General features: G+C 66.7%; 27 protein-coding genes. 8 read left to right on the plus strand and 19 right to left on the minus strand.

Going from position 1 to position 26,971, the window contains the following annotated elements:
- The first annotated feature begins 5 nt into the window (after positions 1-5).
- Positions 6-419, plus strand: a complete 414-nt coding sequence (locus tag ACNKFW_RS01580; protein ID WP_418024569.1) for a hypothetical protein — start codon at positions 6-8, stop codon at positions 417-419.
- Positions 416-1,174 (plus strand): SDR family NAD(P)-dependent oxidoreductase, encoded by a 759-nt coding sequence (locus ACNKFW_RS01585; RefSeq protein ID WP_418024571.1) that lies wholly within the window; start codon positions 416-418, stop codon positions 1,172-1,174. The genes ACNKFW_RS01580 and ACNKFW_RS01585 overlap by 4 nt, the downstream gene beginning before the upstream one ends.
- A 209-nt stretch (positions 1,175-1,383) precedes the next feature.
- On the opposite strand, the gene ACNKFW_RS01590 is transcribed toward ACNKFW_RS01585, so the two are convergent.
- The 5 genes from ACNKFW_RS01590 to ACNKFW_RS01610 all read right to left on the minus strand — a co-directional run bounded on the left by ACNKFW_RS01590 (position 1,384) and on the right by ACNKFW_RS01610 (position 5,560).
- Positions 1,384-1,578 carry a DUF1127 domain-containing protein gene (locus ACNKFW_RS01590; RefSeq protein WP_024844149.1) on the minus strand — a complete coding sequence of 65 codons (195 nt, stop codon included), beginning with the start codon at positions 1,576-1,578 and terminating at the stop codon, positions 1,384-1,386.
- 186 nt (positions 1,579-1,764) lie between these two features.
- Entirely contained in the window at positions 1,765-2,742 is a 978-nt protein-coding gene (locus ACNKFW_RS01595; RefSeq protein ID WP_024844148.1) for a biotin-dependent carboxyltransferase family protein, read from the minus strand.
- Entirely contained in the window at positions 2,739-3,443 is a 705-nt protein-coding gene (locus ACNKFW_RS01600; protein ID WP_051419559.1) for a 5-oxoprolinase subunit B family protein, read from the minus strand. The genes ACNKFW_RS01595 and ACNKFW_RS01600 overlap by 4 nt, the downstream gene beginning before the upstream one ends.
- Position 3,444: 1 nt before the next feature.
- Positions 3,445-4,218, minus strand: a complete 774-nt coding sequence (locus tag ACNKFW_RS01605; RefSeq protein ID WP_418024573.1) for a LamB/YcsF family protein — start codon at positions 4,216-4,218, stop codon at positions 3,445-3,447.
- Positions 4,219-4,510: 292 nt separating this feature from the next.
- A complete protein-coding gene (locus tag ACNKFW_RS01610; protein ID WP_418024575.1) occupies positions 4,511-5,560 on the minus strand; it encodes a glycosyltransferase in 1,050 nt (349 codons plus the stop codon).
- Between the two features lie 287 nt (positions 5,561-5,847).
- Between ACNKFW_RS01610 and ACNKFW_RS01615 the strand changes: the two genes are divergently transcribed.
- A complete protein-coding gene (locus ACNKFW_RS01615) occupies positions 5,848-6,690 on the plus strand; it encodes a hypothetical protein (protein WP_418024577.1) in 843 nt (280 codons plus the stop codon).
- A gap of 30 nt (positions 6,691-6,720) precedes the next feature.
- Here the strand turns inward: ACNKFW_RS01615 and ACNKFW_RS01620 are convergent, their stop codons facing one another.
- From ACNKFW_RS01620 to ACNKFW_RS01640, 5 genes are all read right to left on the minus strand, one after another.
- Entirely contained in the window at positions 6,721-7,731 is a 1,011-nt protein-coding gene (locus ACNKFW_RS01620; protein WP_143091246.1) for a hypothetical protein, read from the minus strand.
- A 50-nt stretch (positions 7,732-7,781) separates the two neighbouring features.
- On the minus strand, positions 7,782-8,447 hold the full coding sequence (locus ACNKFW_RS01625; protein ID WP_418024579.1) for a transferrin-binding protein-like solute binding protein: 666 nt from the start codon (positions 8,445-8,447) through the stop codon (positions 7,782-7,784).
- Positions 8,448-8,877: 430 nt separating this feature from the next.
- Positions 8,878-9,165: a hypothetical protein gene (locus ACNKFW_RS01630; protein WP_374327388.1), complete on the minus strand. Its 288-nt coding sequence runs from the start codon at positions 9,163-9,165 to the stop codon at positions 8,878-8,880.
- A 24-nt stretch (positions 9,166-9,189) separates the two neighbouring features.
- Positions 9,190-9,867, minus strand: a complete 678-nt coding sequence (locus ACNKFW_RS01635) for a hypothetical protein (RefSeq protein WP_418024581.1) — start codon at positions 9,865-9,867, stop codon at positions 9,190-9,192.
- 99 nt (positions 9,868-9,966) lie between these two features.
- Positions 9,967-13,848 (minus strand): Hint domain-containing protein, encoded by a 3,882-nt coding sequence (locus ACNKFW_RS01640; protein ID WP_418024583.1) that lies wholly within the window; start codon positions 13,846-13,848, stop codon positions 9,967-9,969.
- A 486-nt stretch (positions 13,849-14,334) separates the two neighbouring features.
- Between ACNKFW_RS01640 and ACNKFW_RS01645 the strand changes: the two genes are divergently transcribed.
- Positions 14,335-15,471 (plus strand): LytTR family DNA-binding domain-containing protein, encoded by a 1,137-nt coding sequence (locus ACNKFW_RS01645; RefSeq protein WP_418024585.1) that lies wholly within the window; start codon positions 14,335-14,337, stop codon positions 15,469-15,471.
- Positions 15,472-16,009: 538 nt separating this feature from the next.
- Here the strand turns inward: ACNKFW_RS01645 and ACNKFW_RS01650 are convergent.
- Positions 16,010-17,000 (minus strand): IS630 family transposase gene (locus ACNKFW_RS01650; RefSeq protein ID WP_418024134.1). Its coding sequence is split into 2 segments (ribosomal slippage): positions 16,010-16,633 and positions 16,635-17,000, totalling 990 coding nucleotides; the frame shifts between segments, so codons are not numbered across the junction.
- Positions 17,001-17,043: 43 nt separating this feature from the next.
- Positions 17,044-17,979, minus strand: a complete 936-nt coding sequence (locus tag ACNKFW_RS01655) for a LysR family transcriptional regulator (RefSeq protein ID WP_418024587.1) — start codon at positions 17,977-17,979, stop codon at positions 17,044-17,046.
- A gap of 93 nt (positions 17,980-18,072) precedes the next feature.
- Here ACNKFW_RS01655 and ACNKFW_RS01660 point away from each other — a divergent pair, with 93 nt between their 5' ends.
- The gene (locus ACNKFW_RS01660; protein ID WP_024845455.1) at positions 18,073-18,513 is read left to right on the plus strand and encodes a PACE efflux transporter; all 441 of its coding nucleotides are present in this window, start codon (positions 18,073-18,075) and stop codon (positions 18,511-18,513) included.
- Here the strand turns inward: ACNKFW_RS01660 and ACNKFW_RS01665 are convergent.
- Complete coding sequence (locus ACNKFW_RS01665; RefSeq protein WP_024845454.1) at positions 18,510-19,394, minus strand: LysR substrate-binding domain-containing protein; 885 nt, start codon at positions 19,392-19,394, stop codon at positions 18,510-18,512. The two genes, ACNKFW_RS01660 and ACNKFW_RS01665, sit on opposite strands and share 4 nt — an antisense overlap.
- Before the next feature lie 104 nt (positions 19,395-19,498).
- Between ACNKFW_RS01665 and ACNKFW_RS01670 the strand changes: the two genes are divergently transcribed.
- Complete coding sequence (locus ACNKFW_RS01670; RefSeq protein WP_024845453.1) at positions 19,499-19,756, plus strand: DUF1127 domain-containing protein; 258 nt, start codon at positions 19,499-19,501, stop codon at positions 19,754-19,756.
- Positions 19,757-19,822: 66 nt separating this feature from the next.
- On the opposite strand, the gene ACNKFW_RS01675 is transcribed toward ACNKFW_RS01670, so the two are convergent.
- From ACNKFW_RS01675 to ACNKFW_RS01700, 6 genes are all read right to left on the minus strand, one after another.
- Complete coding sequence (locus ACNKFW_RS01675; RefSeq protein WP_418024589.1) at positions 19,823-19,987, minus strand: hypothetical protein; 165 nt, start codon at positions 19,985-19,987, stop codon at positions 19,823-19,825.
- 212 nt (positions 19,988-20,199) lie between these two features.
- Positions 20,200-20,355: a hypothetical protein gene (locus tag ACNKFW_RS01680; protein WP_167521799.1), complete on the minus strand. Its 156-nt coding sequence runs from the start codon at positions 20,353-20,355 to the stop codon at positions 20,200-20,202.
- Positions 20,356-20,500: 145 nt separating this feature from the next.
- Complete coding sequence (locus ACNKFW_RS01685; RefSeq protein WP_024845452.1) at positions 20,501-22,018, minus strand: tripartite tricarboxylate transporter permease; 1,518 nt, start codon at positions 22,016-22,018, stop codon at positions 20,501-20,503.
- Positions 22,019-22,021: 3 nt separating this feature from the next.
- A complete protein-coding gene (locus ACNKFW_RS01690; protein WP_024845451.1) occupies positions 22,022-22,516 on the minus strand; it encodes a tripartite tricarboxylate transporter TctB family protein in 495 nt (164 codons plus the stop codon).
- The gene (locus ACNKFW_RS01695) at positions 22,513-23,454 is read right to left on the minus strand and encodes a Bug family tripartite tricarboxylate transporter substrate binding protein (protein WP_024845450.1); all 942 of its coding nucleotides are present in this window, start codon (positions 23,452-23,454) and stop codon (positions 22,513-22,515) included. The genes ACNKFW_RS01690 and ACNKFW_RS01695 overlap by 4 nt, the downstream gene beginning before the upstream one ends.
- Positions 23,455-23,626: 172 nt before the next feature.
- Entirely contained in the window at positions 23,627-24,706 is a 1,080-nt protein-coding gene (locus ACNKFW_RS01700; RefSeq protein ID WP_051481135.1) for an ABC transporter substrate-binding protein, read from the minus strand.
- Between the two features lie 78 nt (positions 24,707-24,784).
- On the opposite strand from ACNKFW_RS01700, the gene ACNKFW_RS01705 reads away from it, so the two are divergent.
- Both ACNKFW_RS01705 and ACNKFW_RS01710 read left to right on the plus strand, forming a co-directional pair.
- Entirely contained in the window at positions 24,785-25,456 is a 672-nt protein-coding gene (locus ACNKFW_RS01705; RefSeq protein ID WP_024845448.1) for a response regulator transcription factor, read from the plus strand.
- Positions 25,453-26,883, plus strand: coding sequence for a sensor histidine kinase (locus ACNKFW_RS01710; protein WP_028710672.1), 1,431 nt, complete (start codon positions 25,453-25,455; stop codon positions 26,881-26,883). Before ACNKFW_RS01705 ends, ACNKFW_RS01710 begins: the two co-directional genes overlap by 4 nt.
- Positions 26,884-26,971: the final 88 nt, after the last annotated feature.

Here is a 26,971-nt window from a genome sequence, read left to right on the forward strand (position 1 = left end):
AAATCATGGCAATCACCGATCTGGAACCCGGTCGCGCCGCCGCCGCCCGCACTGGGGACACCTGCCGCCTCCGCGACAGGGTCGAGGCGGCCGCCTGGTGGCGGGACCATGGCAGGGCAATCCGTGACGGGATGTTGTGGGCCGCCAAAGGCATCGCCAACCGGCATGTGCGGATGACCGACCGCGACGGCCTGTATCCGGCGCACGGGCTCACTTACGGCGCGCCGTTCCTTGGCCCGCACTCCCATGTCGCAGGCGGCGACAGGGCCATCGGGGCCGATCACGCCCTGTCGACGCCAGCGCGCCCTTGCTTGCGCCGGCGCATGATCGAGGGCCTTGCCGGTCATGCCGAACAGGCCCAAATCCGCGTCCGCCGCCATGCCGGCGACGCCATCCGCTACGGAAAGGCTGCCCGATGAACCCGATGCCCGATTTCTCGCTGAACGGCCGTGTCGCGCTGGTCACGGGCGCGGGCCGAGGCATCGGCCGCGCCATCGCCGAGGTCTATGCGCAGGCCGGCGCCGAGGTCATCCTCTGCGCCCGCAGCGCGGCCGAGATTTCCGATGCGGCCGAGGCGCTGGTGGCGCAGGGCCTCAAGGCCCGCGCCATCCCCTGCGACGTGACCGACGTGGGCGCTTTCCGTGCCTTGGCCGAGGGGCTGGAGCGGCTGGACATCTTTGTCAACAACGCGGGCACCAACCGCCCGCGCCCGCTGGTCGAGGTCACGGAAGAGGATTTCGATGCCATCGCGGGCCTCAACCTGCGCGCGGCCTTCTTTGCGCTGCAAAGCGTGGCGCGGCGGATGCGCGATCTGGGGCGGGGCGGGTCGATCATCAACCTGTCGTCGCAGATGGGGCATATCGGCGCGGCGGACCGTTCCGTCTATTGCGCGACGAAATGGGGAATCGAGGGGCTGACAAAGGCCAGCGCCATCGAGCTTGCGCCCTTCGGCATCCGCGTGAACACGATCTGCCCGACCTTCATCGAAACGCCGCTGACGCGACCCTATTTCGAGAACCCGGCCTTTCGCGACCATTGCCTGCGCATGATCAAGCTGGGCCGCCTGGGTCAGGTGGGCGACATCACGGGTGCCGCGCTCTATCTGGCGTCCGACGCCTCTGCCCTGATGACCGGCAGCGCGATGATGCTGGACGGAGGCTGGACCGCCGAATGAGGCCGCATTGAACCGTTCCCCCTATCGGGAATTGGCCCGGAACGGTGCGGGCCGCGGTGCGAATCCGGGCCAGCCGGGGCCGGCTGGGCGACATCTTGGGCCGCTGCTGTTCGCCCGTCGCGGACATGGCGCCCGCGCCCCGGATTTCGGCCTCGCGCATGAAAAAACCCCGAGGCATCGCCGCGGGGTCCGTTCATCGATGGGGAGTCTCAGAGGCCGCGGGCGACATGCTCGATATCGCCGCGGGTCAGGCCGATATCGGTCAGTTCGCGATCCGTCAGCCGGCTCAACTCGCGGCGGGTGATGCGGGCATCGTTCCAGGCGGCGATCCGCGCGGTCAGGCGTGCAAAGACTTGACCTAGGCTACCGGCGGCATGGTTATGGCTCAGTTCGACAGCGGACATCTTGGCACCTTTTTCATCTTGCCCATCCAGCGGGCATGTTTCGGACAAGGCGGATATAGTCCGGGCACAGCGCGGGCAGTAGTCGCGATCCCGGCAAAGCAGCCATGCATTCTGCGCCGCAGCATGACGGCCGGCAGGCGCCTCGTGCCGTCCGGCGGGCGGCTTGGGATGGCGCGCGGATCCGGGTTATCCGCCTCGGGCCGCTGCGCGAGGCTTCTGCCTGGTGTTCGAGAGGGCGCGGAAATAGGTGGCTGCGCCTATTGCCGCCGTGCGCGACAGGCTGATCGCCTGCTCGGGGCTGACGGGGCGGAATGCCACCGCATCCCGCGGCCGCAGCTGGACAAAGGAATCGAGGTCGCAATCCAGCACTGTCGCGATCTTTGGATAGCCGCCCGTGGTCTGGTGATCGGCCAGCAGAACCGTGGCCACGCCGTCGCCCGCAATCTGGACCGATCCCCTGACGATGGGTTCGGATGGCATGTCCAAGGCGGCATGGGGGGCAATGGAAGGCCCCGCCAGCCGGACCCCCATGCGGTCCCATGCATCGGTCATGCGCCAGGTGCCGGAAAGGAAGGCCGAGATCGCTTCTGCACTGAAGAAACGCTGCTGCGGCCCCATGGTGACGCGCAGCTCTCTGCGGGGCCGGGCGGCGACCGGGCATGGGATGCTGCCCTCGCGCTCTTCCCGCCGCGCGGCATCGGCGATCACCAGGCGCGCGCCGGTCGCCAGGCGACCGCCGCCGAAGCCCGAAATCGCATGGGTGGACGCGCTGCCGAGCCAGCGCGGCGATCGGAGCAGCCCGGCAAAGGCCAGATAGCACCAGCTTCCCCATGGCCCCGGACGAACGGTCAGCCTTTCCCCGGCCCGCAAGGTCGCGACGGTCCATGAGCTGCGCCTGGTGCCGGCATGCTCGACGATGAAACCACCGCCCGCGACCGCGAAGCTGACCGTGCCCGAAAGGCATTCCAGCGCCAGCCCGCCCAGCGAGATCTCGATGCCGGGGGCGCCGGCCGGGTTGCCAAGCGCGATATTCGCCGCGGCGAACGAGCGGCGATCCATCGCGCCCGAGCCCGGCACGCCATAGCGCATCAGCCCCGGCCGTCCGCCGTCCTGCACCGACACATGCGGCCCGGCGAAACCGACCGAAAGAACCGTCCCGCTCATTTCCCGACCTCTGCATCGTATTCGGCACGGCCGATCCGGCGAAACCGCACCCGGTCGCCGATGTCGAACAGGAACGGCCGCTCGGGGTCGTCGGTCAGGATGCGGGTGGGGGATCGGCCGATATTCCACCAGCCGGTCGGCATGGTGATGGTCGAAACGAGGCATTGCGGGCCCGCGATCAGGACGCTGCCCGCCGCGACGCCCCGCAGCGCGGTGGGCTTGCGGGGCATGCGGATCGCCTCCGGCACGCCGGCGAGATAAGCATATCCCGGCGCAAAGCCGTACATGAAGACCTCGTATTGCCCGGCCAGATGTGCGGCGATCACGGCCTCTTGCGACAGGCCGGCGGCCTGGGCCACCGCCGCGAGATCGGGAGAAAGACCGTCGTCATAGCAGACCAGAACCTCGCGCAAGCCTGGCCTTTCCCCGGCCGGCGCGGCCTGCTGGCATAATTGCCGGGCCTTGCTTTCGGCCATGGCGTGATCGCAGACCAGGGGGTCGAACCGGATCAGAATCCCGGCATAGGCCGGAACCGCCTCGAGAAAACCGTCAAAGGGCGCCGCAGCCAGGGCCCGGTCCAGTTGAAGCACCCGGGCGTGGATGCCAGGGTCGATCCTGTCGCCGAACTCCACCAGGATGCCATGCTCGGCCACGGGGCTGAAAACCGGAAAGCAGCGGCCAGGGCTGGCGGCAGCGCCCATGTCACGCCCGGCCTTCGACCTGCAGGAAGGGTGCGACGGCGATTCCCGCCGCGTCCAGCCGCGCCCGGATGGCTTGCGCCATGGAAACCGCGCCCGCGGTATCGCCGTGAACGCAGACCGATTGCGCGGCCAGCGGGATCGGCGCGCCTTGGATCGCCGGCATCAGCCCGGTCTCCAGAAAGCGGATCAGGCGGTCCGCGACCTCTTCGACATCATGCAGCACCGCGCCGGGCTGTGACCGGGGAACCAGCCTGCCGTTGGGCAGATAGGCGCGGTCGGCAAAGATCTCGGAGAATACCTCGGCTCCTGCCGCGCGCGCCGCCAGCTCCAGATCGGTCCCCGAGATCGCCAGCACCGCCAGATTTCCCGGCAAGGCCGATACCGCGGCGACGATGGCATCCGCGACGGTGCGATCATCCGCGGCAAGATTGCCAAGCGCCCCATGCGGCTTGACATAGCGCACCCGCGCCCCCGCCAGCGCGGCGATGCCCTGCAAGGCGCCGACCTGCGCCGCGACCATCCGCCCGATCCGGGCGGGTGGCATGGGGATCACCCGGCGCCCGAACCCCTCGCGGTCGGCATAGCCCGGATGCGCGCCGATGACGACGCCGCGTTCCGCCGCCTGCCGCAGGGTGGCGAACATCGTTTCGGGGTCGCCGGCATGGCCGCCGCAGGCGATATTGGCCGAGGTGACGACATCGAGCATCGCGGCATCGTCCCCCATCGTCCAGGGCCCGAAGCCTTCGCCAAGGTCAGAGTTCAGATCAATCTTCATTCCGTCCTCCCGCATGCGGCCGCCCGGCCTGTCGACCGGGCGCGCCAGCGGCGCAACCCGTCGTTCCCGGCCAAGGTGGCGAGCATCTCGAAGCCCAGATGGAACACGCCTTCGCCCTTTCGTCCAGAGGCCGGCTGCGGTGGCGAAGCCTCATGTCCTCTGCGTCAGGACCATCGGTGCGGTGATTGCGGCAGGCATGCCACAGGAAAACGCCGACGCAAGAACACCGCGGCACCGGGGAATCCCCGCCTGGCCTTGCTCCGGATAACGTCTTCCCCGCAAGGCATGTTCCTCACCGCGCATCAAGGTCGCGCCAAATCCTCAGCAGCGCCGCTTCGAAGGTGGCGCTGTTGTAACTGGCATTGACCACCTCGCTTGCATGGCGGCGAATGGCATCAAGGCGTGCCGGCGCAGTGGCATATTCAGCCACCGTGGCTTCCAGAGCATGCACTAGGCCCAGGGTATCATCCTCGGTCACGGGAATGCCGGTTTCGGGGGTAAAATACTCCCGCCCGCCAAGCCCCGTGTAGCCCACGACGATGCAGCCCGCCGCCATTGCCTCGGCGGCAGGAAAGCCGATTGATTCCATGCGCAGCAGCGAGATGAAAAACTGGCTGCGCTGCAAGTAATCCGACACGTCCAGGCGCGGCATGTTGTCGATTTCTTCGATCCGGTATCCCTTTAATCGACCTCGACGCTCCAGCACGTCAACGATCTGCCGTGCCTCTGCCGACCGTTTGCGCGGCATATAGGTGATCAACCGCTCTTTTTCCTCGCGAAAGGGGAAATCCTCGGGCTTCATGGAGACCGGAAGATGATAGCCGGTTTCGATATTCAGAAGATCGAACTGATCAAGGCAGATTTTCGACACGCCCAGGAACCACTCCGCGCGCTCGCGGATGTCGAGCCCTTTCTCCATGGCTTCTGCATGGGCCTCCTGGAAGGCGAAGGGGTTTTGTACGAATACGCCCAGACGGGAACCTGGGAAAGCCGTCATCGCGGCCGTGATCATGAATTCCGGTATGACCAGAATATCGTCTGCGCCGGGCCGCAATGGCTCCAGAGGCCCGCCGCGAAACCTTTGGCCCAGAAGCATGAACGGCGACATGAGCCGGGCCCGTTTTCCGTCGAGCCCCAGTCTTTGCCGGGCGATATAATAGTCGTAGGTATAATAGCGCGGCGGCTTGTCCGGATGATCAAGATAGCCGGCGGCCGGGCTGTTGTGCAGAATGGCGGCGTCATAGCCCGCCCGGCACAGCGCAGCCACTGTATCATAGATGACGGCGATCCCCCCCGATGCCGTTTGGGTGTCGGGACAAAGGAAGAGATAGCGACGTACCATGGCACCCGGGAAGCTGATTTCCAGAAAACATGTTGAAGAAAGCAACGCGAGTCAATGGAGCACCGGTGAAGGCGGCCGGTTTTCCCGGCCCGGCTTGGTACAGTGATACCGCCGACAGGGATCGCAGACCCGCTTGCGCGCTGGCGAACCGCACCCTGGCGCTGGAATGCATGGTCATCGGACAGGCGGCCGGCGCGGATTGTCATCACCCCCTTTTCACCCGCATGCCGTGTCGGTATCTTTGGGATTGGCAAGCGTAATTTGCTTTCGCAAACTGGAAATGCTGCATGCTGATGTCCGACAAGGCGCCGTATATCCCGTCAATCGCGCTGTTGACCTTTGTCCTTGAAGAGCATCATTGCGTGATTCTCGAGGATTGGATCGCCTTTTTTGACCATCCGATCGCCGAGCTGGTTGTGCATTTTGGTGGGGATCCCGGCATTGCGGCCCGCGTTCGGCAGTTATGCGAGGCGCATGGCATTCGCCTGCATGACATGGGCATGACGACGCCACAAGAAACCACCGAGGCGGAACAGCAGCTTCTGGCAGAGCAGTTCGATGCGGTCACGGCCGATCTTGGATGCGTGGTGCGCCTGGATACCATCCCATATCGCGCCGGGCAGAAGGCCTGGCAGGATGCCGCCCTTGCCTTGATGAAAGAGACGGGGGCCTGCTTCATCACCGGCAGCACATTACCTTATCGCGCAGACCGGCCCACGACCAGGCCGGGGTTCATGTTGACGCAAAGCATCAGCAACTGTTTTCTGATCATCCGGCCTGAAATATGGAAGATGCTTCAGGCCGGAACCAAGGAGTCCGAATCGAAATACGGAAGGTTCCTGGTCGAAGGCGCCGCCGAGGATTATGTGGCGGAAAACGATCTATGGGGATTGCGCCTTGTCAATCGTGACGACATTCGTGTCTTTCATTGTCAGGAATGGGGATTGCGATTGCTGCGCATCCGCGATTCCTTTCGGAAAGGACATGGGATTTCTTCGTTCCTGAAGGGATACCAGGACGATTACCTTTACGAAAATGCACGATATTACATGCAGCGCCGGGAATCGGCGCTGCGACGGGCCCGCATTTTCCTGGGCTATTGGCGCCGAAGGCTTTTCAGCGGTTCGTGAGGCGCTGGGCCGTGGTGCTTTGGCGGCCGATCAGCGCCAGCGCATATCCAGCATGATCCGGTTTTCGTCATACATCGGAACCGTTGAGCTTCGATGCTGGCCCGCAAGCAGCAGGGTGAGTTTCGGCGTCAGCCCGAACTCGATGCCCAGCGTGCGAATATCGTCCCGCCGCGGCGTTCCGAAAAGGGTGGAGCCCTCTTCCCGCTGCCAGCCGATGCCGAAGGTCACGGGCCGCTTCCTGATCGGGCGGGTCAGCGACAGCCCCGCCCGGTAGCGGATGGCGTTATGGCCGTCGACCCTTTCGCCGGCGGAAAGCCGAAGCCCGACCGCGCCGATCCCGGAAAGGGCGCTATCGAGCGACAGATCCGCAAAGGCCTGGCGATAATCCTTGCGCCAGGTCTGCCGCAGGCCCAGGGACAGCTCGTGCAGACCGCCCGCCATCTCGAAAAGCCCGCTGCCGCGCAGGCCGGTCCAGGCCAGGTGGCTGTTGGACAGATCCGTCCGGCCAAAGGCGTAGCCGCCGCACAGATCGACAAAGCGCCATTCGCCCAGGTGCTGCGCCACGCAGGCCCCCAGCCCCAGATCCTGGCGCGAAAGGTCATGCCGCGGCGAATAGACCGCCGTCGCCTGACCGGCCAGCCGCAGCACGCGGCCCGGAGCCAGCCGGTACCGGGCGTTGCCAGAGGCGGCAAGGCCCAGGACCAGTCCGCCGCGGGCGCGGCTTTCCGGGCTGACCGTCAGGTCGATCCCGCCGACGGTCAGGGTTTCGCCGGGAATGCCGCCGTTGATATTGTCATCCCATCGCAGCAACGGCCGGGCCGTGAGATGTCGCGACAGCAGGGCCGGTGCCGGGCGCCCGTCGCGCAGCATCCCTTCCTGATGCAGCAACCGTGCCAGCAGCGGCGCCTGCCCGGCGGGACGGTCGCGCATCAGCGCAAAGGCCGCCAGCCGGGGGGAACCGGACAGCAGGGCTGCCTCGGTCCGGTCGGGCTGCTGCGCCCAGGCCGGCAACGCCAGGCAGGGCAACAGGCAGGCTGCCAAGGCCCAGGTTCGCCAGCCAGCCTTTCGCGATGCGCGCGGCATTCGGCGGGTCAGCGTTCAGCGACGAAGCCGCTGTCGCCAAAGACCGTGCCGGTGGCGCCGTCATATTCGACCGTGCCGGTGATGTTTCCCCGGACGACCTCGGCATTGCTGCCCCGGAACGTCCCATCCAGGACAAGGTCAAGGCCGATGTCGCCTCGGTCGCCACCGCCAAGGGTGCCCGCCGCCCGGCCCGACATGCCGCTGCCGCTGATGCTGCCGCCGGTGATCGGCAGGCTACCGGTCAGGGTGGGCCCGTCCTCGACGCCGACCTCGTGGATTTGCCCGGAAATGCTGCTGTTGGCGAAATTCGCATTGAGGGCGATCTTGCCGATCGCGGCCTCGTATCCGGGATCGCCGACATCGACCGAGCCGCCGGTCATGTTCATTTCCACGAAGGCATAGCCGTCATAGGTCGCGCTGCCGGTCGTCGGCATGGCGCCGGTGCCAGTCTGTGCAAGGCTTTCGGTGCGTTCCACCATCTCCATCATGGGCCCGTCATGGTCAAGGAAGGTCTGGCCGTCGGCTGTGCCGCCACCACCCCCACCCCCGCCACCGCCACCGCTGCCCCCGCCGGGTGCGCCGGCGCTTCCGGACCCGCTGCCGCCGCCGCAGCCCGCCAGCGCAAGGGTGATTGACGTGACCAGGACGCCGCTGAAGATTTTGGCCATCTGCATGAAACCCTCCATGAAAATCTGGAACCACGGGCGCAAGGCCCAGTGCCGATTACAGGGCCGGGCAGGGGGCCTGTCTTCACCCGTTTGGGTGAAAGGCGGCGCGAAATGCCTTGTCCGCCGCCGCCGCGACGGGCAGGGGCGCCAGCAGCATCAATACGGCCCTGGCCGCTCGGGAAAAGCTGGTGCGGGATATCGGCGCGACCTTCGGGCCGGGTCTCGGCTCGGCCCTGCGGCTTTCCGGGGGCCGAAGCTGCGTGCAGCGGCCGGGGACAAGGGCTGACCGGGCCGGGGCCCTGCGAGGATCGCGCATCCCGTGATGGGGCAGGGGGAAGACAGGGCGGGGGCAAGGCTCTGCGCCCGGCGGCGGGCCATGGGCCGATGCCCCCGAAGCCGTGCGCAGCGCCGGGCATTGACCCTGCTTGGCGGTGCGTTAGCGGGATCGACCCCTGGCGAGGGTGCGGCAGGGCGGGCCTTCGGCCTCAAGGCTGCCGCATGGGCAGGCGTGATCGCCGGGGGAATGGCTGGCGTGATACCAGGCCAGCGCCAGCAGCGCCACCGATCCGGTCAGGCAATAGGTGGCGATGATCCACAGCAGCCCCCCGCCCACCAGCCAGACCAGCCCTGCGGCCGCCAGGGCCGTCAGAATCGCAAGGATGACGATCCCGGTCGGAAAGCCGCCCTCGTGAATGATTTCGTATCGGCAGAGAGGATCCTGCAAGCACTTTTCCATGGCGCGGTTCCTTCAGTGCAAAGGGGATGGATAGGGCGCCAACACGCGCAAACAGAAACCGCAGGACATCATGAAGCAGTCGCGTTCGGGAAAGATGGCGAACAGCGTGGCATCCTCTGGCAGCCGGATGTCAAGCCGCGCGGCGGTCGGCCTGTCGAGGCAGGCCGGGTTCTCGTCCCCGTCCGGCATTCCCGGAACCGGAACCTGCCAGTGCAGCGAGACCGCAACCCCGTGCGAGGAGCGGCCCGACCCCAGGCGACCCTGCGCGATGCCGAACAGCAGGCCCGGCATGTCCGGCGAGCAGTTGCAGAAAATGTCAAGGATCTCGACATGATCGCCGGAAAGCGGATCGAAAAGCATATCTCCGACGCGCAGGGATTGCACGGGCACCATGGTCCCGCTGCGGCGGACCTGAACGGGGATGTGTTCTGCAAGCATGGTTGCCTCCGGTTCCGTATCGCCTTTGCGGATCTGTTCCCTTCCGGCCGCGGTCCGCCACGCCGCGTCGCTCGCCGCCCCGAGGCGATGCGAGCGAGGCGCCGCAACCGGTTCGCACCGTGACGTGTCAAAGCATCCGATCCAGCACCGCCCCGCGCGGGGCGGGGCTGCCGGCCTTCTTGTTCTTGCGCCAAACGGCAAGATGGTCCTGCCGCTGCGGGGATTGGGGCCCTGTCGGCGCTGCTCGGCCACCGCCAGGGCCTTGCGGTCGGCGCGACGGCTGTTTCCGTCCCCTCCGACCGCCTGGTCGCCATGGTCCGGGGCATGGCCGCAGGCCCGCCCCGGTCAGCATCAGCCCACCTTGCCCCAAGTGAACGGTTGCTTGCCATTGGTGACCAAGCGTTGCACCAGGTGCCGCCCCTGCCGGCCGCGCAGCAGCAGCCGGGCCGCGATCGGCGCCTCGCGTTCGGGCCGGGCCAGTTCCGGGAAGAGCGTGAAGATCTCTTCCCGCGCCTCCGGCCCCAGCGCCTTCATCGCCTCGGGGCCGGTGAACAGGCTTTCCGTGGGCGCACCGTTCGAGAAGACCACCTCGTGCCGGTCGAACATGAAGTGCCAGTATTCCACTTCCTGCATGTCCTCGACCACCTCGACGCCGTCCAGACCCAGCAGGTGCCGCGCGGCCAGTAGGACCTCGGCCTCGCCGACCATCCGCCGCGCCACGACCGAGCGCAGCAGCACCCGGTGCTGGGGCGAGACGATCAGGTCGCGCTCGGGCAGGTTCTCGCCCAGGGCCTCGGCGCGGATGCGGATCGGGCGCAGCTTGGGCTGTTCGGCCAGTTCCTCGGCCGAAAGCACGCGTTTGCCGATCCAGGAAAGCTCCTTGTAGCCGTGGTCCAGCGTCATGACTTTCATGCCGGGTTCCAGCTTCTCGACGGGAATCTCGCCATCCTCGGTCTTGATCAGGGTGCCGCGCAGGAAGCAGACGACGCCGGTGTTTTCCGTGGTCAGCTGGCTGGCCTGGACGGGATTGCCGGCACCGTCCAGGATGCGCAGCCCGCCGACCGCATCCAGCACGCCGTCGTCCTGATCCGCGCGCAGCCAGTGCAGGGCGTTCTTGTAGGTCTGCCCCGGATTGGCGGCATTCCAGGCTGCCAGCGTGGTATCGTTGTAGAAGGCGGCAAGGTCGACGAAGTCGTTGTTGTCGGCCTGACCGTCCCCGATGCCGGTAACGGCGTCGAAATCGGTGATCAGGTCGCCGCCGTCATCGACGACGAAGCGGTCGGCGCCCGCACCACCGGTCAGCGTATCCGAGCCCTTGCCGCCGATCAGCGTGTCGTTGCCGGTGCCGCCGTCCAGGATATCGTTGTCGGCCCCGCCGTGCAGGCTGTCGTTGCCATCGCCGCCGATCAGCGTGTCGTTGCCGTCGGAGCCCCGCAAGGTGTCGTTGCCCAGGCCACCGTCCAGAGAATCGTCGCCCGTACCGCCCTCCAGCGTGTCGTCGCCCGCACCGCCGATCAGCGTGTCGTTGCCAGTGGCGCCGGTCAGGTAGTCGTCGCCATCGCCGCCATCGAGCAAGTCGTCGCCGCTGCCGCCATAGAGCGAGTCATTGCCGGCGCCGCCATAGAGCGAGTCGTTGCCATCTCTGCCGTCCAGGCTGTCGTTGCCCTCGCCGCCTTCGATGTGGTCGTTGCCCAGGCCGCCGTTGACGGTATCGTTGCCCGCACCCGCCTTGATGATGTCGTCCAGCCCGTCGGTGCCGTCGATTTGATCGCCCTGGTGGTCGGTATAGCCGGGCCCCATGTTGTCGTCGCCTGGGGTGCCATCCACGATGCCGTCGCGCCCTTCCTGAAGCGTGGTGCCGGCATCCAGCGATTCCCAGTCGTAAAGCAGGCTGTCCTTGCCGATCAAGTCATTGCGCAGCGACGTCAGTTCGATGCGCGAGATCTTGAGCCCGGCCAGCTTGCTGGGCAGCAGCTCTCCCGGATCGCTGAACGTGCCGTCTCCGCCAACGATTTCGTGGGTCGGGACCGCGAAGACATCACCGTTTTCAAGCTGATACACGTTCAGCGCGATATCGTTCAGAACCTTTTCCTGGCCATTGCCGTCGATGTAATAGACGTTGCCCCAGAACAGCTGCTGCGAGTCGAGTTCGCTGAAGCTCGATCCGTTCTGGCCGCCAGAGGGGGTATTGGCGAAGCCCTCGTCATAGAGTCCGTCGGGGTTGGTCGCGGTGGCGCCGTAGTCGTTCGTAGCCAAAAGCCCGTCATTCGCCAGAGGATCGTGGCGGACCCAGAGCTGATGGATCGTGAACTGGTTGTCGCCCGGCATCCCCGCCGTGCCGGTATAGCTTCCCAGCAACCGGGCTGCCTCTTCCATCGTCCCGTCGCCCTGATGGGTGTCGAGGATTTCCTTGTTGCCAAGGTAGAAGGTATTCACGACATCATGGGTCGCCTCCCAGTCGTAAACGAGGTTGTCCTGGCCAATGGCGTCGGGGCGGACCGAGGTCAGTTCGAAACCCAGAATGTCCTTGCCGCTCAGGATGCTGGCCAGGATGATGCCGCCGTCGCCGGCGACCAGATTGCCCTCACCGCCCACGATTTCGGCGGTCGGCGCGACGTAGGTGTCGCCGTTTTCAAGTTGGTAGGCGTTGAAGGCGACATTCTTCAGAACCTTCTCGATTCCGTCGATGTCGCGGTAATAGACATTGCCAAAGAACAACTGCTGCGAGTCGAGTTCGCTGAAGGTGCCGTCAGCGCCAAGGAAACCTTCGTTCAGCAATCCATCGGGCGCGGAGGCGCTGGCGCCCCAGTCGTTCGACGCGACCAGGTGGTCGATGACCTCATGGACGGGTTGGACACCTTGATAGGTGAAACCGGTCCCATGGCCATAATAGCCGAGCAGAGCCGACGACCCTTCCATCACGCCGTTGCCCTGGACCGTGTCCAGGATGGGCCGGTTGCCGATGTAGAACGCCAGCCCGTGGCCGCCGGTCACGGCGGTGCTGCCGACCTGGCCGGTGATCTGGTCGTTCTGGTCGCTGGTGTTGCGGAGCGGATCGCCGGTGGCTGCCTCGACCGGATGCAGGGTGGTGGTGCTGTCCAGCGATTCCCAGTCTAAAAGCAGGCTGTCCTTGCCGATCGCGTCGTTGCGCAGCGACGTCAGTTCGATGCGCGAGATCTTGAGCCCGGCCAGCTTGCTGGGCAGCAGCTCTCCCGGATCGCCGAACGTGCCGTCCCCGCCAACGATGTCGCCGGAGGGTGCGGCAAACACGTCGCCATTTTCCAGCTGATAGACGCTGAGCGCGATGTTTGTCAGAACCTGCTCGTTTCCGGCGCCGTCGATATAATAGACGTTGCCCCAGAAAAGCTGCTGGCCGTCGATTTCGCTGAAACTGCTGGCACCCTGCCCGCCGGAGGGCGCATTGCCAAAACCGTCGTCATAGGTGCCGTCCGGGACCAGGGCGCTTGCGCCGTAATCGTTGGTCGCCATCAGATCGTCCAGCGCGAGCGGGTCTTGTGCCACCCACAATTCGTGGAACGTGAACTGCCCGTTGCCCGGCACACCGTTGACGGCCTTGTAGCCGCCCAGCAAGGATGCGGCGCCCTCCAACGTGCCATTGCCTTGGATGGTATCCAGGATGTCCTTGTTGCCAAGGTAGAACACCTTCACCGTGTCATGGACGGATTCCCAGTCGTAGATCGCGTTGTCCTGGCCAATCAGGTCGTTGCGCATCGAGGTCAGTTCGACCGAAAGGATGTTCTTGCCGCTCAGGATGCTGGGGATGGTCTCGCCGGGGTCGCCCACCACCGCCCGATCCGGTCCGCCGATGATCTCGGCGGTGGGTGCCATGAAGGTGTCGCCATTCTCGGTCTGATAGACGTTCATGGCGACGTTGGTCATGGTCTTGGTCAACCCGTCGATATCGACATAGGTGACATCGGCCCAGAAAAGCTGCTGCGAATCCAGCTCGCTGAAACCACCGCTGGGCGTGTTCGCGAAACCTTCGTTATAGAGTCCACCAGGATATATGCCGGCGAGATAGTCATTGGTCCACAGCACCGCATCTACGTTCAATGGATCGTGCTGGGTCTGAAGATTGTAGTATTGAAAGCCAGTGCCATGATCATAGCGGCCAAGCAATTCGGCGGCGCCTTCCATGATGCCGTTGCCCTGCACCGTGTCCAGGATGGGCCGGTTTCCGATATAGAAGACGTTGTTGATCCGATTCGTCATTTCTTATCTCCGCTATGGATCCGGGCCTTCACGATGCGAACACCGGGGAAAACGAGGGCGGGCTGCCCGTAAACTTTAAAAAACACACCAACTTCCGACACGGCGGGCTCCAACCATTTTGCACACTGAAGGCTGGTCGCATTCGGATTGCGTCCAGCCTAGGGTAGAAGCTTGCTAACCGAGGGGGGGCGCGCTTCCCAGCGCGATGCCGTGGAGCGACATGACAAATGAATAAAATGTCGTCGATTGCAGCTCGATTGTCATGGAATGACATTAACGGGAAATTAACACTTCCCTGATACATCTGGCGTAGCGTGAAATAGCATATGGTGGTGAAAGATGCCCCATTCCCTACCATCAGACGAGGTTTCCGACAGTGGTTCCGGGGCGAATCCCTTGGCAGGGCTGCCAAAAAACCAGCTCCAGGCCCCGGCCGACCCTGCCCCTGGGTTGAGTGCTGGCGTAAAGTGGTTAAATAGCCCGTCCATGATCAACGAAAAGACGGATCGGGTAAAGACGGACATGTCGAATTCGGCTCCATCGGCGCGGGACATGCGAAGCAGCCGCCTGGCCGATTCTCGAATCAATGTCGTCCTGTTGACGGGACGTAGGCTTTCGGTGACATCGGCACAGAGCTGGAGTGTAGTGACGGACCGTCATTTCCTGATTTTTTATGCGATTTCCGGCGTCTTGGTTGCCTATCTTTACCCGGTTCCCATCGAACCGCAGCCGCCGTGGTGGGAATTCGTGATCGTATTCGGGGCCATGGTATTGTTCTTTTACGTGGTCTTGGTCGCGGTGCTGCTGCTGATGGAAAAGGCCTGTCGTCGCTGGCCGCGGCTGGTCGTTCCGGTGCCGCTGATCACGTTGATCGCGTTGCTGGCCACGCTGGGCTTTTCGCGGGTCTACAATCCGGTCATGGTCGGGCCGGCCTGGTCCAATTTCAAGCCGCTTACGGAAGAATTCGTCCTGATCTACTTCGTGATCCTGAACCTGGAAATCCTGTTCTCGATCTTCGTGCTGCCCCGCACCAGGGCCTTCGCCCAGAGCGGCTGGACCCATTGGGACCGAATCCGTTCGGAAGCGCCTGCCGAACCGGCCGCGCCCAATCCGGCCGAGGCGCGGCCGTGGTTGCCCCCGCCGCAGGCGGCGCCCCAAGCGGCGCTCCAGGCAGCGCCGCAACTGTCGGCCCCGATGCCATCCACATCGCAGCAGGGGCCCGCGGCGCATCAACTGCCGGTGCCCATGCTGCGGCAGCCACCCCCGCCGCCGGTGCCGCCCCCGCCGCGCACGGTGCGGTTCGGCAGCTACAGCTGGCCGGTATCCGCCTTGCGGCTGATCCGGGCCGAGGAGCATTACATCCGTATCATTACCAAGGAGCAGGAGGTGCTGGTGCGCTATCGCCTGTCGGACGCGGTCTCGCAACTGCCCGAGGATGCGGGGATGCGGGTGCATCGGTCCTATTGGCTCAGCTACGACGCCATCGTCGACCATGCGCCTCTGCCCGACAGCAGGCTGCTGCTGACGCTTTGGAACGGGTCCACCGTCACCGTGCCGCGGGCCCATCGCAAGCGGCTGGAGGCGGCCTTTGCGGCCGGGCTGCATGCGGGAGGCCGGGATTGAGGCGATCGGCGCGACCCGCCCCCGCGCGGGCCTGGCGGGGACACCACCTGCCTTGCCCGCCGCCCGTTACCCGCTCGAGCTCGGCCGCGGCGACATATCGGCCGGCGTTGCGGTCGGCGGCGAGTGCCCGCAGGGTGATCGGGTCCAGCAGCACCATGGTTTCCGCGGTCTCCCGGGTGGGGGCGATGATCGGGCGGGAAAAAGGTCCGGCCATCGGCCAGCTCTGTTCCGGGAAAGGCTGGCCGAGGTTTGCGACCCCGGCTTTCCATCGCCGGCCAGCGGCTCCGGCCTGAACATGCGGTGGCATGTTTGAGATCTGCCGTAGAGAAGCGCGATCCGCAGGCCGTCGATCTCGCGCATGGCGATCCGCGTCTCGTAAAGCTCTCCCAGCAGTTCGGAGGCGAGGATCCGGGTCGGGGCTTCGGCGGCGAAGCTGCGGCCCTGCCGCATCGCGACGATGCGGTCGGACCGGCAGGAGGTGAAGGCGATGTCGTGCAGCAGCACCATCACCGTCTTGCCCGGCTAGCGCGGATTCGACTTAGTCCGGGTCATATCCGGCGGGCTCGAAGTAGTTCCGGCATTCCTCGGGGGTGAAGGCGGATAGACAGTCGGCGACGGCTGACCAGAGATCGTCAACGGTTCTGGCAGCGACCTTTCTGAGCAGTGCCTTGAGCTTGGAGAAAGCCATCTCGATGGGGTTAAAGTCCGGCGAGTATGGCGGGCGGAACAGGAGCCGTGCTCCAACTTTTTCGATGGCGTCGCGCACGCCGCTGATCTTGTGGGCGGGCAGATTATCCATGACCACGACGTCACCGGGGCGCAGCTCTGGTGCGAGCACCTGCTCGGCATAGGCGAGGAAGGCTGGTCCGTTCATTGGCCCATCGAGCAGCATCGGTGCCGCCATGCCAGATAGCCGCAGGCCCGCGGTAAAGGTGGTGGTCTTCCAATGTCCGTGTGGAATGGGCGCCCGGCATCGCTCGCCACATGGCGCTCGTCCTCGCAGCCGCGCCATCTTCGTGGATGCCGCGGTCTCATCGATGAAGATGAGCCTCTCGGGATCGAGATCGAGCTGGCCGTCGAACCAGGCTATGCGGCGGCGCAAGACATCGGGACGCTGCTGCTCTGAGGCATGCGCCGTCTTTTTTTGGCCGTCTTTTTTTGAACGTGATGCCGCGCCGGTCAAGAAACAGCCAGACCGTCGAGGGCGCCACCCGCACGCCGCGCTCGCCAGCAAGGCGCTCGCCGATCTCAGCAAGAGTGATGTCCGGTGTCTTCTCGATGAGGCCCGGAATGAAGGCCGCGTGCGTATCAAGCTTCGAGCGCGACGGCTGTCCCTGCTTGCGCGCTTCCATCTCGCCGGTCTCGCGATAGCGGCGATACCAGGCCCCGGCCGTCGAGATGCCGATGCGGAAGCGTCGTGCCGCCTCCCGCGTCGAAACCCCATCTTCGATCGCGGCAATTACCCGACCGCGAAGGTCTCCGCTCAGGCTCCTCGTCTTAGGCTCCTCGTCATCATCTCCTCCTGGCAAATCACAGGAGCAGTGAATCAGACATTGTTCATCGCGTGAATCCTCAAAGCGACCCGGTGTTCGTCAAATTCGCTCTAGTCGCGGCGGGGCCCGGCAGGCCGTTGATCCGCATGGCGGCAAAGCGCGCGCGCAGCCAGCGCGCGGCTGGGCCGCTGGGGCGCTGCTTGTGCCAGACCAGTTCCAGCGCCACCGGCCAGTCGGCGCCGTCGAATTGCAGCGGTGGCGTCACCAGGTCGTCGCGGACCGGAGAACTCTCGATGATATGGTCCGGGACCAGCGCCCAGCCGATGCCCTGCCGGACCATTTGCAGGATGACCCAGTGGCTTTCGACCCACCAGACCTCGGCCGCCGTGCGCAGGCGCTGCTTTTCCGGCCCCTCGCTGCGCACCGCCACCATCAACTGGCGGTGGCGCTTGAGTTCTTCCCAATCGACGAGCGTATGCGCCAGCGGATGATCCTTGCCGCAAACGAGCTTCAGGGGCACCCAGCCCAGGGTGTGAAAGGCAATCTCGGTCGGCAGGATTTCCTGGCGCCACATCACACCGATATCGGCCTTGCCGTCCAGCACCAGCCGGCTGACATCCTCCATCATCGGGAACAGCAGTTCCAGCTCGACATGCGGGAAATGCGCGGCGAAATCGGCGAAAAGCGTGCCCAGGGGCTGTTCGGGGTAAAGCTCGTCGATGGCGACGACCAGCCGGTGCTCGACATGCGCGGTCAGGCTGGCGGCGACGCCGATCAGGTGCTCGCGGCGGTCCAGCACTACCCGGGCCTCGGCCAGCAGCCGCTCGCCCGCCGGGGTCAGCACCGGGTTGCGCCCCTCGCGGCTGAACAGCGCGACGCCCAGGTCGTCCTCCAGGTTCGAGACCTGGGTGCTGATCGCCGACTGCGCCTTGCGCAGCGCCCGCCCGGCCGCCGAGAACGAGCCGTGCTGCGCGGCGGCGACAAAGGCTTCCAGCTGGTCCAGCGATACGGTCATCGATCCATCTCGTTTTCAGATGGAAGCTAACTTGGCTCTGCGGAGAATCAAGATAGAAACGGCGCAACACGCAACAACGGAAAGAATCGGATCATGACGATGCGCAGTTTCCCCGACCGGGTGCGGCATGCGCTGATGTTCGAGACCATCGGCCTGGCGATCATCACCCCGGCGACGGCCTGGCTTTACGACAAGCCGATGCTGGACATGGGTGTGGTGGGGGTGGGGGCGGCGACGCTGGCGACGGTCTGGACCTTTGTCTTCAACCTGGGCTTCGACCATGCGATGCGGCGGCTTCATGGCCATACCCGCAAGGCGCTGCATCACCGGCTGCTGCATACGGTGCTGTTCGAGGGCGGGCTGCTGGTCATGCTGTTGCCGCCGATGGCCTGGTATCTGGGCATGACGCTGTGGCAGACGCTGCTTTTGGACCTGTTCATCGTGGCCTTCTATCTGGTCTACAACTTCGTCTTCAACATCGCCTATGACCGGATCTTTCCGCTGCCCGACATGCCGCGCGGGCAGCCGGCCTAGCCGGGATCGCGGGCGATCTCGTCCAGCAGGAAGGCGCGGAACCTGCGGATGCTGGGCCGGTTGCGGCGGCCCTTGGGATAGACCAGCCAATAGCTGCGGCCGTTCTGCGCCACCAGCGGGAAAGGCTGGATCAGCCCTCCGGTCGCCAGTTCGAAACGGAAGAAGCGCGGCGTCAGCAGCGCGACCCCGTAACCCTCCAGCGCCGCCCGCGCCTCGTGCAGGTCGGTCGAAAGCGTCAGGCCCGGCTGGGGCGGGGTTTCCCAGAAATCCACCCCCGCTTCGCGCATCCAGACCGCCCAGTTCGGGTCCACCCGGTCCAGCAGCGGCAGTTTCAGCAGGTCGGCCGGCTCGTGCAGATCGTGCCTTTTCGCCAGTTCGGGCGACAGCATGGGCGTGTATTCGATGGGCATCAGGAAATGCGTCTCGAGCCCCGGCCAGTTGCCGTCGCCGGCGCGGATCGCCACGGTGATGTCCTCGCGCCCGAAATCGACCAGGTTGTCGGCAGTCTCCAGCCGCACGGCCAGGTTCGGGTTGTTCATCTGGAACTTGCCCAGCCGCGGCGACAGCCAGGCCCCGGCAAAGGTCGGCACGGTCGAGATCGACAGGGTCGAGACCGAATCCGCCGAAGGGTCGGCATAGGCCTCGCGCAGCATGTCAAAGGCGTCGATGGTGGGGCGGGCGAACAGCGCCCCGGTCTCGGTCAGCACGATGCCGCGCGGCTTGCGCAGGAACAGCGGCGTCGCCAGCCGTTCTTCGAGCAGGCGGATCTGGTAGCTGACGGCGGCCTGGGTCATGCCCAGTTCCTCGGCGGCGCGGGTGAAGCTCAGGTGCCGCGCCACCGCCTCGAAGGCGCGCAGCGCGGCGAGGGGCGGGATGGACATAAGGCTGCCTTATGGGTGCTTGCCGAGGCTTTGTTGGTCAAACCGGCGCCAGACTAGCATGATCGCGTCATGGATCAACCATGACACCGAAAGGAGGGCTGAAAATGTCCGACCATCCTGCATGCGACCGTGAACGCCCTTTCCTGCCGGTCCTGCCGCGGCTGTTCGCCCTGCTGCGGCGCGATAAGCCCAGCCTATCGCCTTGCCTGGACCGGATGGCGGCGCTGGATCATCCGGCGACGCGCCGGGCGCTGGCCGATCTGCCCGAGCATCTGCTGCGCGACATCGGCGTGACGGATACCCGCAGCGACGCGGCCACCCCCTCGCAGGACGGCGAGGCGTTGCGCCGTCATCTGTGGTAGAGCCGGCCTGCCACGCGCGCCCTTGAAAGCTTGGCGCGCGGGGCAGCCGGATGTCCGGGCCGGCGCTCAGCCCGCATCGGATTTGCAGCGCAGCAGGGCCAGGACGAAGACCGCCGCCACGCCCGATCCGGCATAGAGCGCCGGGCTGCTGACCGGGCCGCAAATTCCGAACAGGCATCCCGCCAGGACGGAAAGCGTCGCCACCATCACCGAGACGATCAGGACACCCATACTGCGGCCGTCGCTGTTGCGCAGGTCCGTCGAATATGCGGGAATTCTTTGGGCCGGTCGCCGCCTGTCATTGCTTTGCATGCCTGTGCGCACTGATTCGCGTATCTACGAAGCAGACTATATAGACAAAAACCTGGCGGGATCCCGACAAAAGCGCCGAAACGCATCGGGGCGCTTCGACGCAGGGGCAGGCGCGGCCCGCCAAGCCCGGATCAAAGATGGATCGCGGCGAATTTCTTTTCGTCGATGCCCAGGCGGCGCAGGTCGGCTGCGGCGGGGCGGCGATGCGCTTCGGCCGCCGAGGCGACGGCGATGGCGGCCCGCAGGGTCGAAAGGGCCGAGGTGAGCGAATGATAAGCGCGGTGCATTTTTCTGCCTGTCTTCTAGGTTTCATCGAGTATTTCGATGACAGACAGATGGGCCTCGCCCGGCCTTTCTGCAACGCGGCAAAACGGCAAGGCGGCCATGACGCCAGCACATGGCGGGCCCGGCCCTTGTCGGGCCGGGCGGGGGTCAGTCCTCTTCGCCGGCCAACTGGCTCAGCATTTCGCCCTTGCCGCGGGCGCGCAGGATCAGCGGCACGATCAGCGCCAGGGCTGCGATGCCCAGCAGCACCGCGGCGATGGGCGATTGCACCAGCGTCGTCCAGTCGCCCTGGCTGATCGACAGCGCCCGGCGCAGCTGCTGCTCGGCCATCGGGCCCAGGATCAGGCCGACGACGATGGGCGCGATCGGATAGCCGAACAGCCGCATCACATAGCCCAGCACGCCGAAGGCCAAGAGCATCCCCAGCTCGAAGGCCGAGGGGTTGGCGCCGATGGTGCCCAGCGTCGCGAACAGCAGGATGCCGGCGTAAAGCCAGGGCTTCGGCACCGTCAGCAGCTTCACCCACAGCCCGATCAGCGGCAGGTTCAACACCAGCAGCATGGCGTTTGCGATCAGCAGGCTGGCGATCAGCCCCCAGACCAGCGTCGGGTTGGTGGCAAACAGCAGCGGGCCGGGCTGCAGCCCGAACTGCTGGAAGCCCGCCAGCATGATCGCCGCCGTGGCCGAGGTGGGCAGGCCCAGCGTCAGCAGCGGCACCAGCGTGCCGGCCGCGCTGGCGTTGTTCGCGGCCTCGGGGCCGGCGACGCCCTCGATGGCGCCATTGCCGAATTCCTCGGGATGCTTGGTCAGCTTCTTTTCGGTGGCATAGGACAGGAAGGTGCCGATCTCGGCCCCGCCCGCCGGCATGGCGCCGATGGGAAAGCCGATGGCGGTGCCGCGCAGCCAGGGCTTCCACGAGCGCGCCCAGTCGCGGCGGCTCATCCAGACCGAGCCCTTGACGGCCGTCACCTCGTCATCGACCTGCACGCGCTGGCCGGCGATATACAGCGCCTCGCCCAGGGCGAACATGGCGACGGCCATGGTCGTCACCTCGATCCCGTCCAGCAGTTCGGGCATGCCGAAGGACAGCCGCGCCTGGCCGGTCAGCTGGTCGATACCGACGCAGGCCAGCGCCAGACCCAGGAACAGCGAGGTCAGCCCGCGCAAGGCCGAATCGCCGAAGGCGGCCGAGACGGTGACGAAGGCCAGCACCATCAGCGCGAAATATTCGCGCGGACCGAAGACCAGCGCCAGCTTGACGATGCTGGGCGCCAGGAAGGCCAGCAGCAGCGTCGCGATCAGCCCGGCGATGAAGGATCCGATGGCGGCGGTGGCCAGCGCCGGTCCGCCGCGGCCCTTGCGGGCCATCTTGTTGCCTTCCAGCGCGGTGATGATCGAGGCGCTTTCGCCCGGCGTGTTCAGCAGGATCGAGGTGGTCGAGCCGCCATACATGCCACCGTAATAGATGCCGGCGAACATGATGAGCGAGCCGGCCGGGTCCAGCCGGTAGGTGACAGGCAGCAGCAGCGCCACGGTCAGCGCCGGGCCGATGCCGGGCAGCACGCCGACGGCGGTGCCCAGCGTCACGCCGATCAGCGCGTAAAGCAGCATCATCGGGTCGGCGGCGGTGCCGAGCCCCTGCATCAGGAATTCGAATGCGCTCATGGCTCAGCCCCGCGGAAAGACCAGATGCTCAAGCGGCCCGGCGGGCAAATGCAGCATCAGAAGTTGCGAGAAGATCGCCCAGACCACGAAGGCGAAGACGATGCCGATGGGAATGGTCATCGCCAGGTTGCGCTTGCCGAAGGCCCGCGCGGTAAAGGCGAAGAGAATGCCCGTGGCGATGGAAAAGCCCGCCGCATGCAGCAGCATCAGCTGCAAAGCCAGGCCCGCGATGATCCACAGGATCGGCAGGGCATTCTGGGGCGGGCGCTGCGGGAAATCGCCGCGCAGGGCCTCGATGGCGGTCCAGGCGGCCAGGCCGATCAGTGCGAAGCCCACGACGCGCGGAACACTGGCCGGGCCGATGCCGGAATAGCCGCCCAGATCGGCCAGCCGCGCGCTGTCCCACAGCATCACGGCCCCAACCACCACCAGCCCGGCGGCGATGACCAGCGCCGCCGTATCCCGGCGGCGCGGCGGTTCATGGCGATTGCCGCTCATTTCACCAGACCGATGTCCTTGAGGATCGCCTCGGTCGCGGCGACATCCTGTTCAAGCTGGGCCTCGAATTCGGGACCGGCCAGATAGGTATCCATCCAGCCCTTGTCGGAAAGCTGCTTTTGCCAGTTTTCCGACTTGGCCATCTTCTCGATATCGGCGGTGACCTTGGCCTTCTGCTCGTCCGACAGGCCCGGCGCGGCGGCGACCATGCGCCAGTTTTCCAGCGTCACGTCCAGCCCGGCCTCTTGCAGGGTGGGCGCATCGACGCCCTCCAGCCGCTCGGGCGAGGTGACGGCCAGCAGCCGCAGCGTGCCGGCCTGGATCTGGGCCTCGAACTCGCCCAGCGAGGAGATGCCGGCCGTCACCTGGTTGCCCAGGATCGCCGCCAGCGCCTCGCCGCCGCCGGAATAGGCGATGTAGTTGATCCTGGTCGGATCGACGCCCGCCGCCTTGGCGATGAGGCCCACGGCGATATGGTCGGTGCCGCCGGCCGAGCCGCCGGCCCAGCTGACCGCGCCGGGATCGGCCTTCAGCGCCTCGATCAGCCCGTTGATGTCCTGGATGGGCGATGCGGCGGGAACCACGATCGCCTCGTATTCGCCGGTCAGCCGCGCGATGGGGGTCACGTCCTTGAGCGAGACGGGCGAATTGTTGGTCAGGATGGCGCCGACCATGACATAGCCGCCGACGATCAGCGCGTCCGGGTTGCCCTTGTTCTGGCTGGCGAATTGCGCCAGGCCGATGGTGCCGCCGGCGCCGGGCACGTTCTGCACCTGCACCGATTTCGAGATGCCTTCCTCTTGCAGCACGGTCTGCATGGTGCGGGCGGTCTGGTCCCAGCCGCCGCCGGGGTTGGCCGGGGCGATGATGGTGTAATCGGCCATGGCCGGCAGGGCCGTGGCCGCCGCGAACAGGCTGGCGAGAACGAATTGCTTCATGGTCTTCCTCCGCATCGAACCGGGCGCATCTGCGCCGGTCCCGTTATCCGTTTTTCTGGCTCTGGCCCGCATCTCTCCCGGAATGCGGGCGTCCTCCGCAGGCCCGCGCGCAGGCGGGCCCTGTGCCTTTCCAGCACAGAAAGCTGTCATGGACCTGACATCGCGGTGAAAATTATTCCCCGGCCAGCGCCTTGTTCCAGCGCGCCAGCAGCCTGGCCCGCGTCGCCTGGTCCAGATAGGCCAGAAGGCCGGGGCTGACCGGCACCGGCTTCAGCCGCAGCCCGGCCAGATCCTGCATGCCGCCCGCCGGGCCGGGCTGGCCCGCCACCTCCAGGCTGACGGCCGACAGCCGCAGGGTGCGCGACAGCAGGCCCTGCCCCTCGGGCGACATCAGGAAGGCCAGGAAATCCGCCCCCAGCCCCGGCTGGCGCGCTGCCGCCGGCACCAGCGCCACGCGCGAGACGACCACGGTGAAGTCGCGCGGCAGGATCACCCCCAGGTCGGGATGCCGGCGCGCCCAGTCCGAGGCATAGGAGCCGAGCAGGTTGTAGCCGACCGCCAGCCGCCCGTCGGCGATCTGTTCCAGCAATTCGGCCGAGGTCGGGAATTGCCGCACGCCCGCCCGGCCCATGGCCTGCACCACCGACCAGATGCCCGGATAAAGCTCCTGGTCGCGGGCCAGGAACAGGTAGCCCACGCCCGAGCGTGCCACATCATAGGTGCCGATCCGGCCCTGCGCCTCGTCCGGGTGCTCGGCCATCCACTGCATCAGGTCGGCGCGGGTGGCGGGCGGCGGGTGATCGGCGAAGCTGGGCTTGTGATAGGCAAAGACTGCGGGCTCGAAGGTCAGCGCATAGGCGGTATCGCGCCAGTTCGCCCAGTCCGGCCAGCCGGGCGTGTGCGGCGTCTGGACCGGCCGGGCGAAGCCGTCATTGGCCAGCTTGACCTGCAGGTCCATGGCCGAGGAAAAGGCGAAATCCGCCGTGGCGCCGCCCGCCTGCGTCTCGGCGACGATGCGGTCGTGCAGCTCGGTCGTCAGCAGGTTCTCGTAACGCACGGCGACGCCGGGATGGATGCGCTGGAAGGCGGCGACCAGCGGCGCGGCCAGATCGTCGTCGAGCGAGGAATAGACCGACAGCTCGCGCCCGTCGCCCTGCGGGGCGGGAAACAGCGTCAGCTGCGCCGATGCCGCGCCGGGCCACAGCGCGACTGCGGCGGCGATGGCTGGCAAAAGGCGGGCAAGCGGGCGCATGATCGGCGACTTTGCCAAAGCGGCAGCCCGTTCACAAGCCCGCGCCGCCCCGCTAGGCTGCGGGCGGAAGGGGGAAACATGCGCATCCTGCTTGTCGAGGACAACCTGTCTCTGGCCGAGGGGCTGACCGCATTGCTGCGGCAGTCGGGCTATGCGGTGGACGTGGTCCATGACGGCGCCTCGGCCGAGGCGCTGGCGGCGGCGGAAAGCTTCGACCTGGTGATCCTCGACCTGAACCTGCCGCAGATGGACGGGCTGGAGGTGCTGCGGGCGATGCGGGCGCGGCGCAATCCGGCGGCGGTGATGATCCTGACCGCGCGCGGCGCCCCCGAGGAACGGGTGCGCGGCCTGGACCTGGGTGCCGACGACTACATGGTGAAGCCCTTCGACATCGGCGAGTTCGAGGCGCGCATCCGCTCGCTTCTGCGCCGGCAGGCGGGGCTGCGCAACTCCACCGTCAGCTTCGGCGATCTGGTGCTGGACCAGACCGCGCGCAGCTTCCTGCTGGCGGGGCAGCCGCTGGACCTGCCGGCGCGCGAACGCGGGTTGCTGGAGCTGCTGATCATGCGCGCCGGCAAGGTGGTGGCGCGCGAATCGATCGTGCAGTCGCTGACCTCGCTGGAGGACGACCTGTCCGCCAACGCGATCGAGCAATATGTCAGCCGGCTGCGCAAGCGGCTGGCGCCGGCCGGGCTGACGGTCAGGACGGCGCGGGGGATCGGCTATTTTCTCGACCGGGCGGTGCCGTGATCCGGCGGCCGTTTTCCCTGCGCCGCCGGCTGCTGGGCTGGCTGCTCATGGGAACTCTGGCGCTGGGCACCGCCGCGCTGATCGACACCTGGCGCGAGGCGGTGCGCATGGCCAATGCGCTGGCCGACCGGGTGCTGGCCGGCTCGGCGCTGGTGATAGCCGAGCGCGCCTCGCTGGACGAGGACGGGCGCATCGCCATCGAGATCCCCTATGGCGCGCTGGAGATGCTGAGCTCCGCCGCGCAGGACCGGGTCTTCTATCGCGTGGACGGCCCGCCCGGCCATATCGTCACCGGCTATGGCGACCTGCCGATGGCGCCGGCGCGGCCGGGGGGCGGGCCGGCCTATGCCGACGGCGTGTTCCGGGGCGAGCCGGTGCGGGTGGCGAGCCTGGCCCGCGCCGCCTCGACCGGCATCGACGAGGTGCCCTTCGTCGTCACCGTGGCCGAGACCACCAATGCCCGGCGCGAGCTGACGCGGGCGATCCTGATGCGCTCGGCCCTGCGGCTGGCGCTGATGATCGCGGGCGCGGCGCTGATCGTCTGGGTCGCGGTGACGCTGTCCTTGCGCCCGCTTTACCGGCTGGGCGAGGAGATCGCCGCGCGCAGCCCCGACGACCTGAGCCCGATCGGGACGCCGGTGCCCTCCGAGGTGCGCGGGCTGGTCGGCACTGTGAACGGCTTCATGCGGCGGCTGGGTGCGGCGCTGGACGGGATGCGCAACTTTACCGGCAATGCCGGGCACCAGCTGCGCACGCCGCTGACCGTGGTGCGCACCCAGCTGGCGCTGGCGGCGCGGGCGGCAACGCTGCCCGAGGCGCAGGCCGCCGCGGCCAAGGGCGATGCCGCCGTGGCCCATGCCGAGCGCATCCTGGCGCAACTGCTGCTGCTGGCGCGGGTCGATACCGCCGAGGGCGCCGCGCTGGCCGCGCCGCTGGACCTGGCGGCGCTGGCCCGCGACCTGACCGCCGAGCATATCCCCGCCGCCGCCGAGGCCGGCATCGACCTGGGCTTCGAGGGCGAGGGGCCGGTGACGGTCCGCGCCGAGCCCTTGCTGCTGGGCGAGGCGCTGAGCAACCTGATCTCGAACGCGCTTTTGCATGCCGGCCGTGCGGCGGTGGTGACGGTGCGCGTCTGGCGCGCGGGCGGCGAGGCGGTGCTGGAGGTAGAGGACAGCGGCCCCGGCATCCCGGCCGAGGCGCGCGCCGCCGCCGTCAGCCGATTCGCGCGGGGCGAGACCGCGGGGCCCGGCATGGGCCTGGGCCTGCCGGTGGCGCTGGAGATCGCCGGCCTGTTCGGCGGCCGGCTGGTGCTGGACGCGGGGGCCGGCGGGCGCGGGCTTCTGGCGCGCATCACCCTGCCGGCGGCGGCCCCGGCCCGGTCCGTGCAAGAAAATGCCGGGCTTGGCACGGAACCCTTGCAATCGTGACCCGGATTCGCCATCTTTTGCGCGTTCGCGCCTTCGTGAACGCAGTTTGATGGCCGGGCCCCTCTGGCGGACGTGGCGGCACGTTCGT

This window comes from Paracoccus sp. TD-10 (assembly GCF_048270675.1).
Lineage (GTDB): Bacteria > Pseudomonadota > Alphaproteobacteria > Rhodobacterales > Rhodobacteraceae > Paracoccus > Paracoccus pantotrophus.

What these genes read in the sequence shown, in the direction of transcription:
- ACNKFW_RS01580 (WP_418024569.1), top strand. Translation starts at nt 6, where the DNA reads ATGGCAATCACCGATCTGGAACCCGGTCGCGCCGCCGCCGCCCGCACT.
- ACNKFW_RS01585 (WP_418024571.1), top strand. Translation starts at nt 416, where the DNA reads ATGAACCCGATGCCCGATTTCTCGCTGAACGGCCGTGTCGCGCTGGTC.
- ACNKFW_RS01590 (WP_024844149.1), bottom strand. Translation starts at nt 1,578, where the DNA reads ATGTCCGCTGTCGAACTGAGCCATAACCATGCCGCCGGTAGCCTAGGT.
- ACNKFW_RS01595 (WP_024844148.1), bottom strand. Translation starts at nt 2,742, where the DNA reads ATGAGCGGGACGGTTCTTTCGGTCGGTTTCGCCGGGCCGCATGTGTCG.
- ACNKFW_RS01600 (WP_051419559.1), bottom strand. Translation starts at nt 3,443, where the DNA reads ATGGGCGCTGCCGCCAGCCCTGGCCGCTGCTTTCCGGTTTTCAGCCCC.
- ACNKFW_RS01605 (WP_418024573.1), bottom strand. Translation starts at nt 4,218, where the DNA reads ATGAAGATTGATCTGAACTCTGACCTTGGCGAAGGCTTCGGGCCCTGG.
- ACNKFW_RS01610 (WP_418024575.1), bottom strand. Translation starts at nt 5,560, where the DNA reads ATGGTACGTCGCTATCTCTTCCTTTGTCCCGACACCCAAACGGCATCG.
- ACNKFW_RS01615 (WP_418024577.1), top strand. Translation starts at nt 5,848, where the DNA reads ATGCTGATGTCCGACAAGGCGCCGTATATCCCGTCAATCGCGCTGTTG.
- ACNKFW_RS01625 (WP_418024579.1), bottom strand. Translation starts at nt 8,447, where the DNA reads ATGCAGATGGCCAAAATCTTCAGCGGCGTCCTGGTCACGTCAATCACC.
- ACNKFW_RS01640 (WP_418024583.1), bottom strand. Translation starts at nt 13,848, where the DNA reads ATGACGAATCGGATCAACAACGTCTTCTATATCGGAAACCGGCCCATC.
- ACNKFW_RS01645 (WP_418024585.1), top strand. Translation starts at nt 14,335, where the DNA reads ATGATCAACGAAAAGACGGATCGGGTAAAGACGGACATGTCGAATTCG.
- ACNKFW_RS01655 (WP_418024587.1), bottom strand. Translation starts at nt 17,979, where the DNA reads ATGACCGTATCGCTGGACCAGCTGGAAGCCTTTGTCGCCGCCGCGCAG.
- ACNKFW_RS01660 (WP_024845455.1), top strand. Translation starts at nt 18,073, where the DNA reads ATGACGATGCGCAGTTTCCCCGACCGGGTGCGGCATGCGCTGATGTTC.
- ACNKFW_RS01665 (WP_024845454.1), bottom strand. Translation starts at nt 19,394, where the DNA reads ATGTCCATCCCGCCCCTCGCCGCGCTGCGCGCCTTCGAGGCGGTGGCG.
- ACNKFW_RS01670 (WP_024845453.1), top strand. Translation starts at nt 19,499, where the DNA reads ATGTCCGACCATCCTGCATGCGACCGTGAACGCCCTTTCCTGCCGGTC.
- ACNKFW_RS01675 (WP_418024589.1), bottom strand. Translation starts at nt 19,987, where the DNA reads ATGGGTGTCCTGATCGTCTCGGTGATGGTGGCGACGCTTTCCGTCCTG.
- ACNKFW_RS01680 (WP_167521799.1), bottom strand. Translation starts at nt 20,355, where the DNA reads ATGCACCGCGCTTATCATTCGCTCACCTCGGCCCTTTCGACCCTGCGG.
- ACNKFW_RS01685 (WP_024845452.1), bottom strand. Translation starts at nt 22,018, where the DNA reads ATGAGCGCATTCGAATTCCTGATGCAGGGGCTCGGCACCGCCGCCGAC.
- ACNKFW_RS01690 (WP_024845451.1), bottom strand. Translation starts at nt 22,516, where the DNA reads ATGAGCGGCAATCGCCATGAACCGCCGCGCCGCCGGGATACGGCGGCG.
- ACNKFW_RS01695 (WP_024845450.1), bottom strand. Translation starts at nt 23,454, where the DNA reads ATGAAGCAATTCGTTCTCGCCAGCCTGTTCGCGGCGGCCACGGCCCTG.
- ACNKFW_RS01700 (WP_051481135.1), bottom strand. Translation starts at nt 24,706, where the DNA reads ATGCGCCCGCTTGCCCGCCTTTTGCCAGCCATCGCCGCCGCAGTCGCG.
- ACNKFW_RS01705 (WP_024845448.1), top strand. Translation starts at nt 24,785, where the DNA reads ATGCGCATCCTGCTTGTCGAGGACAACCTGTCTCTGGCCGAGGGGCTG.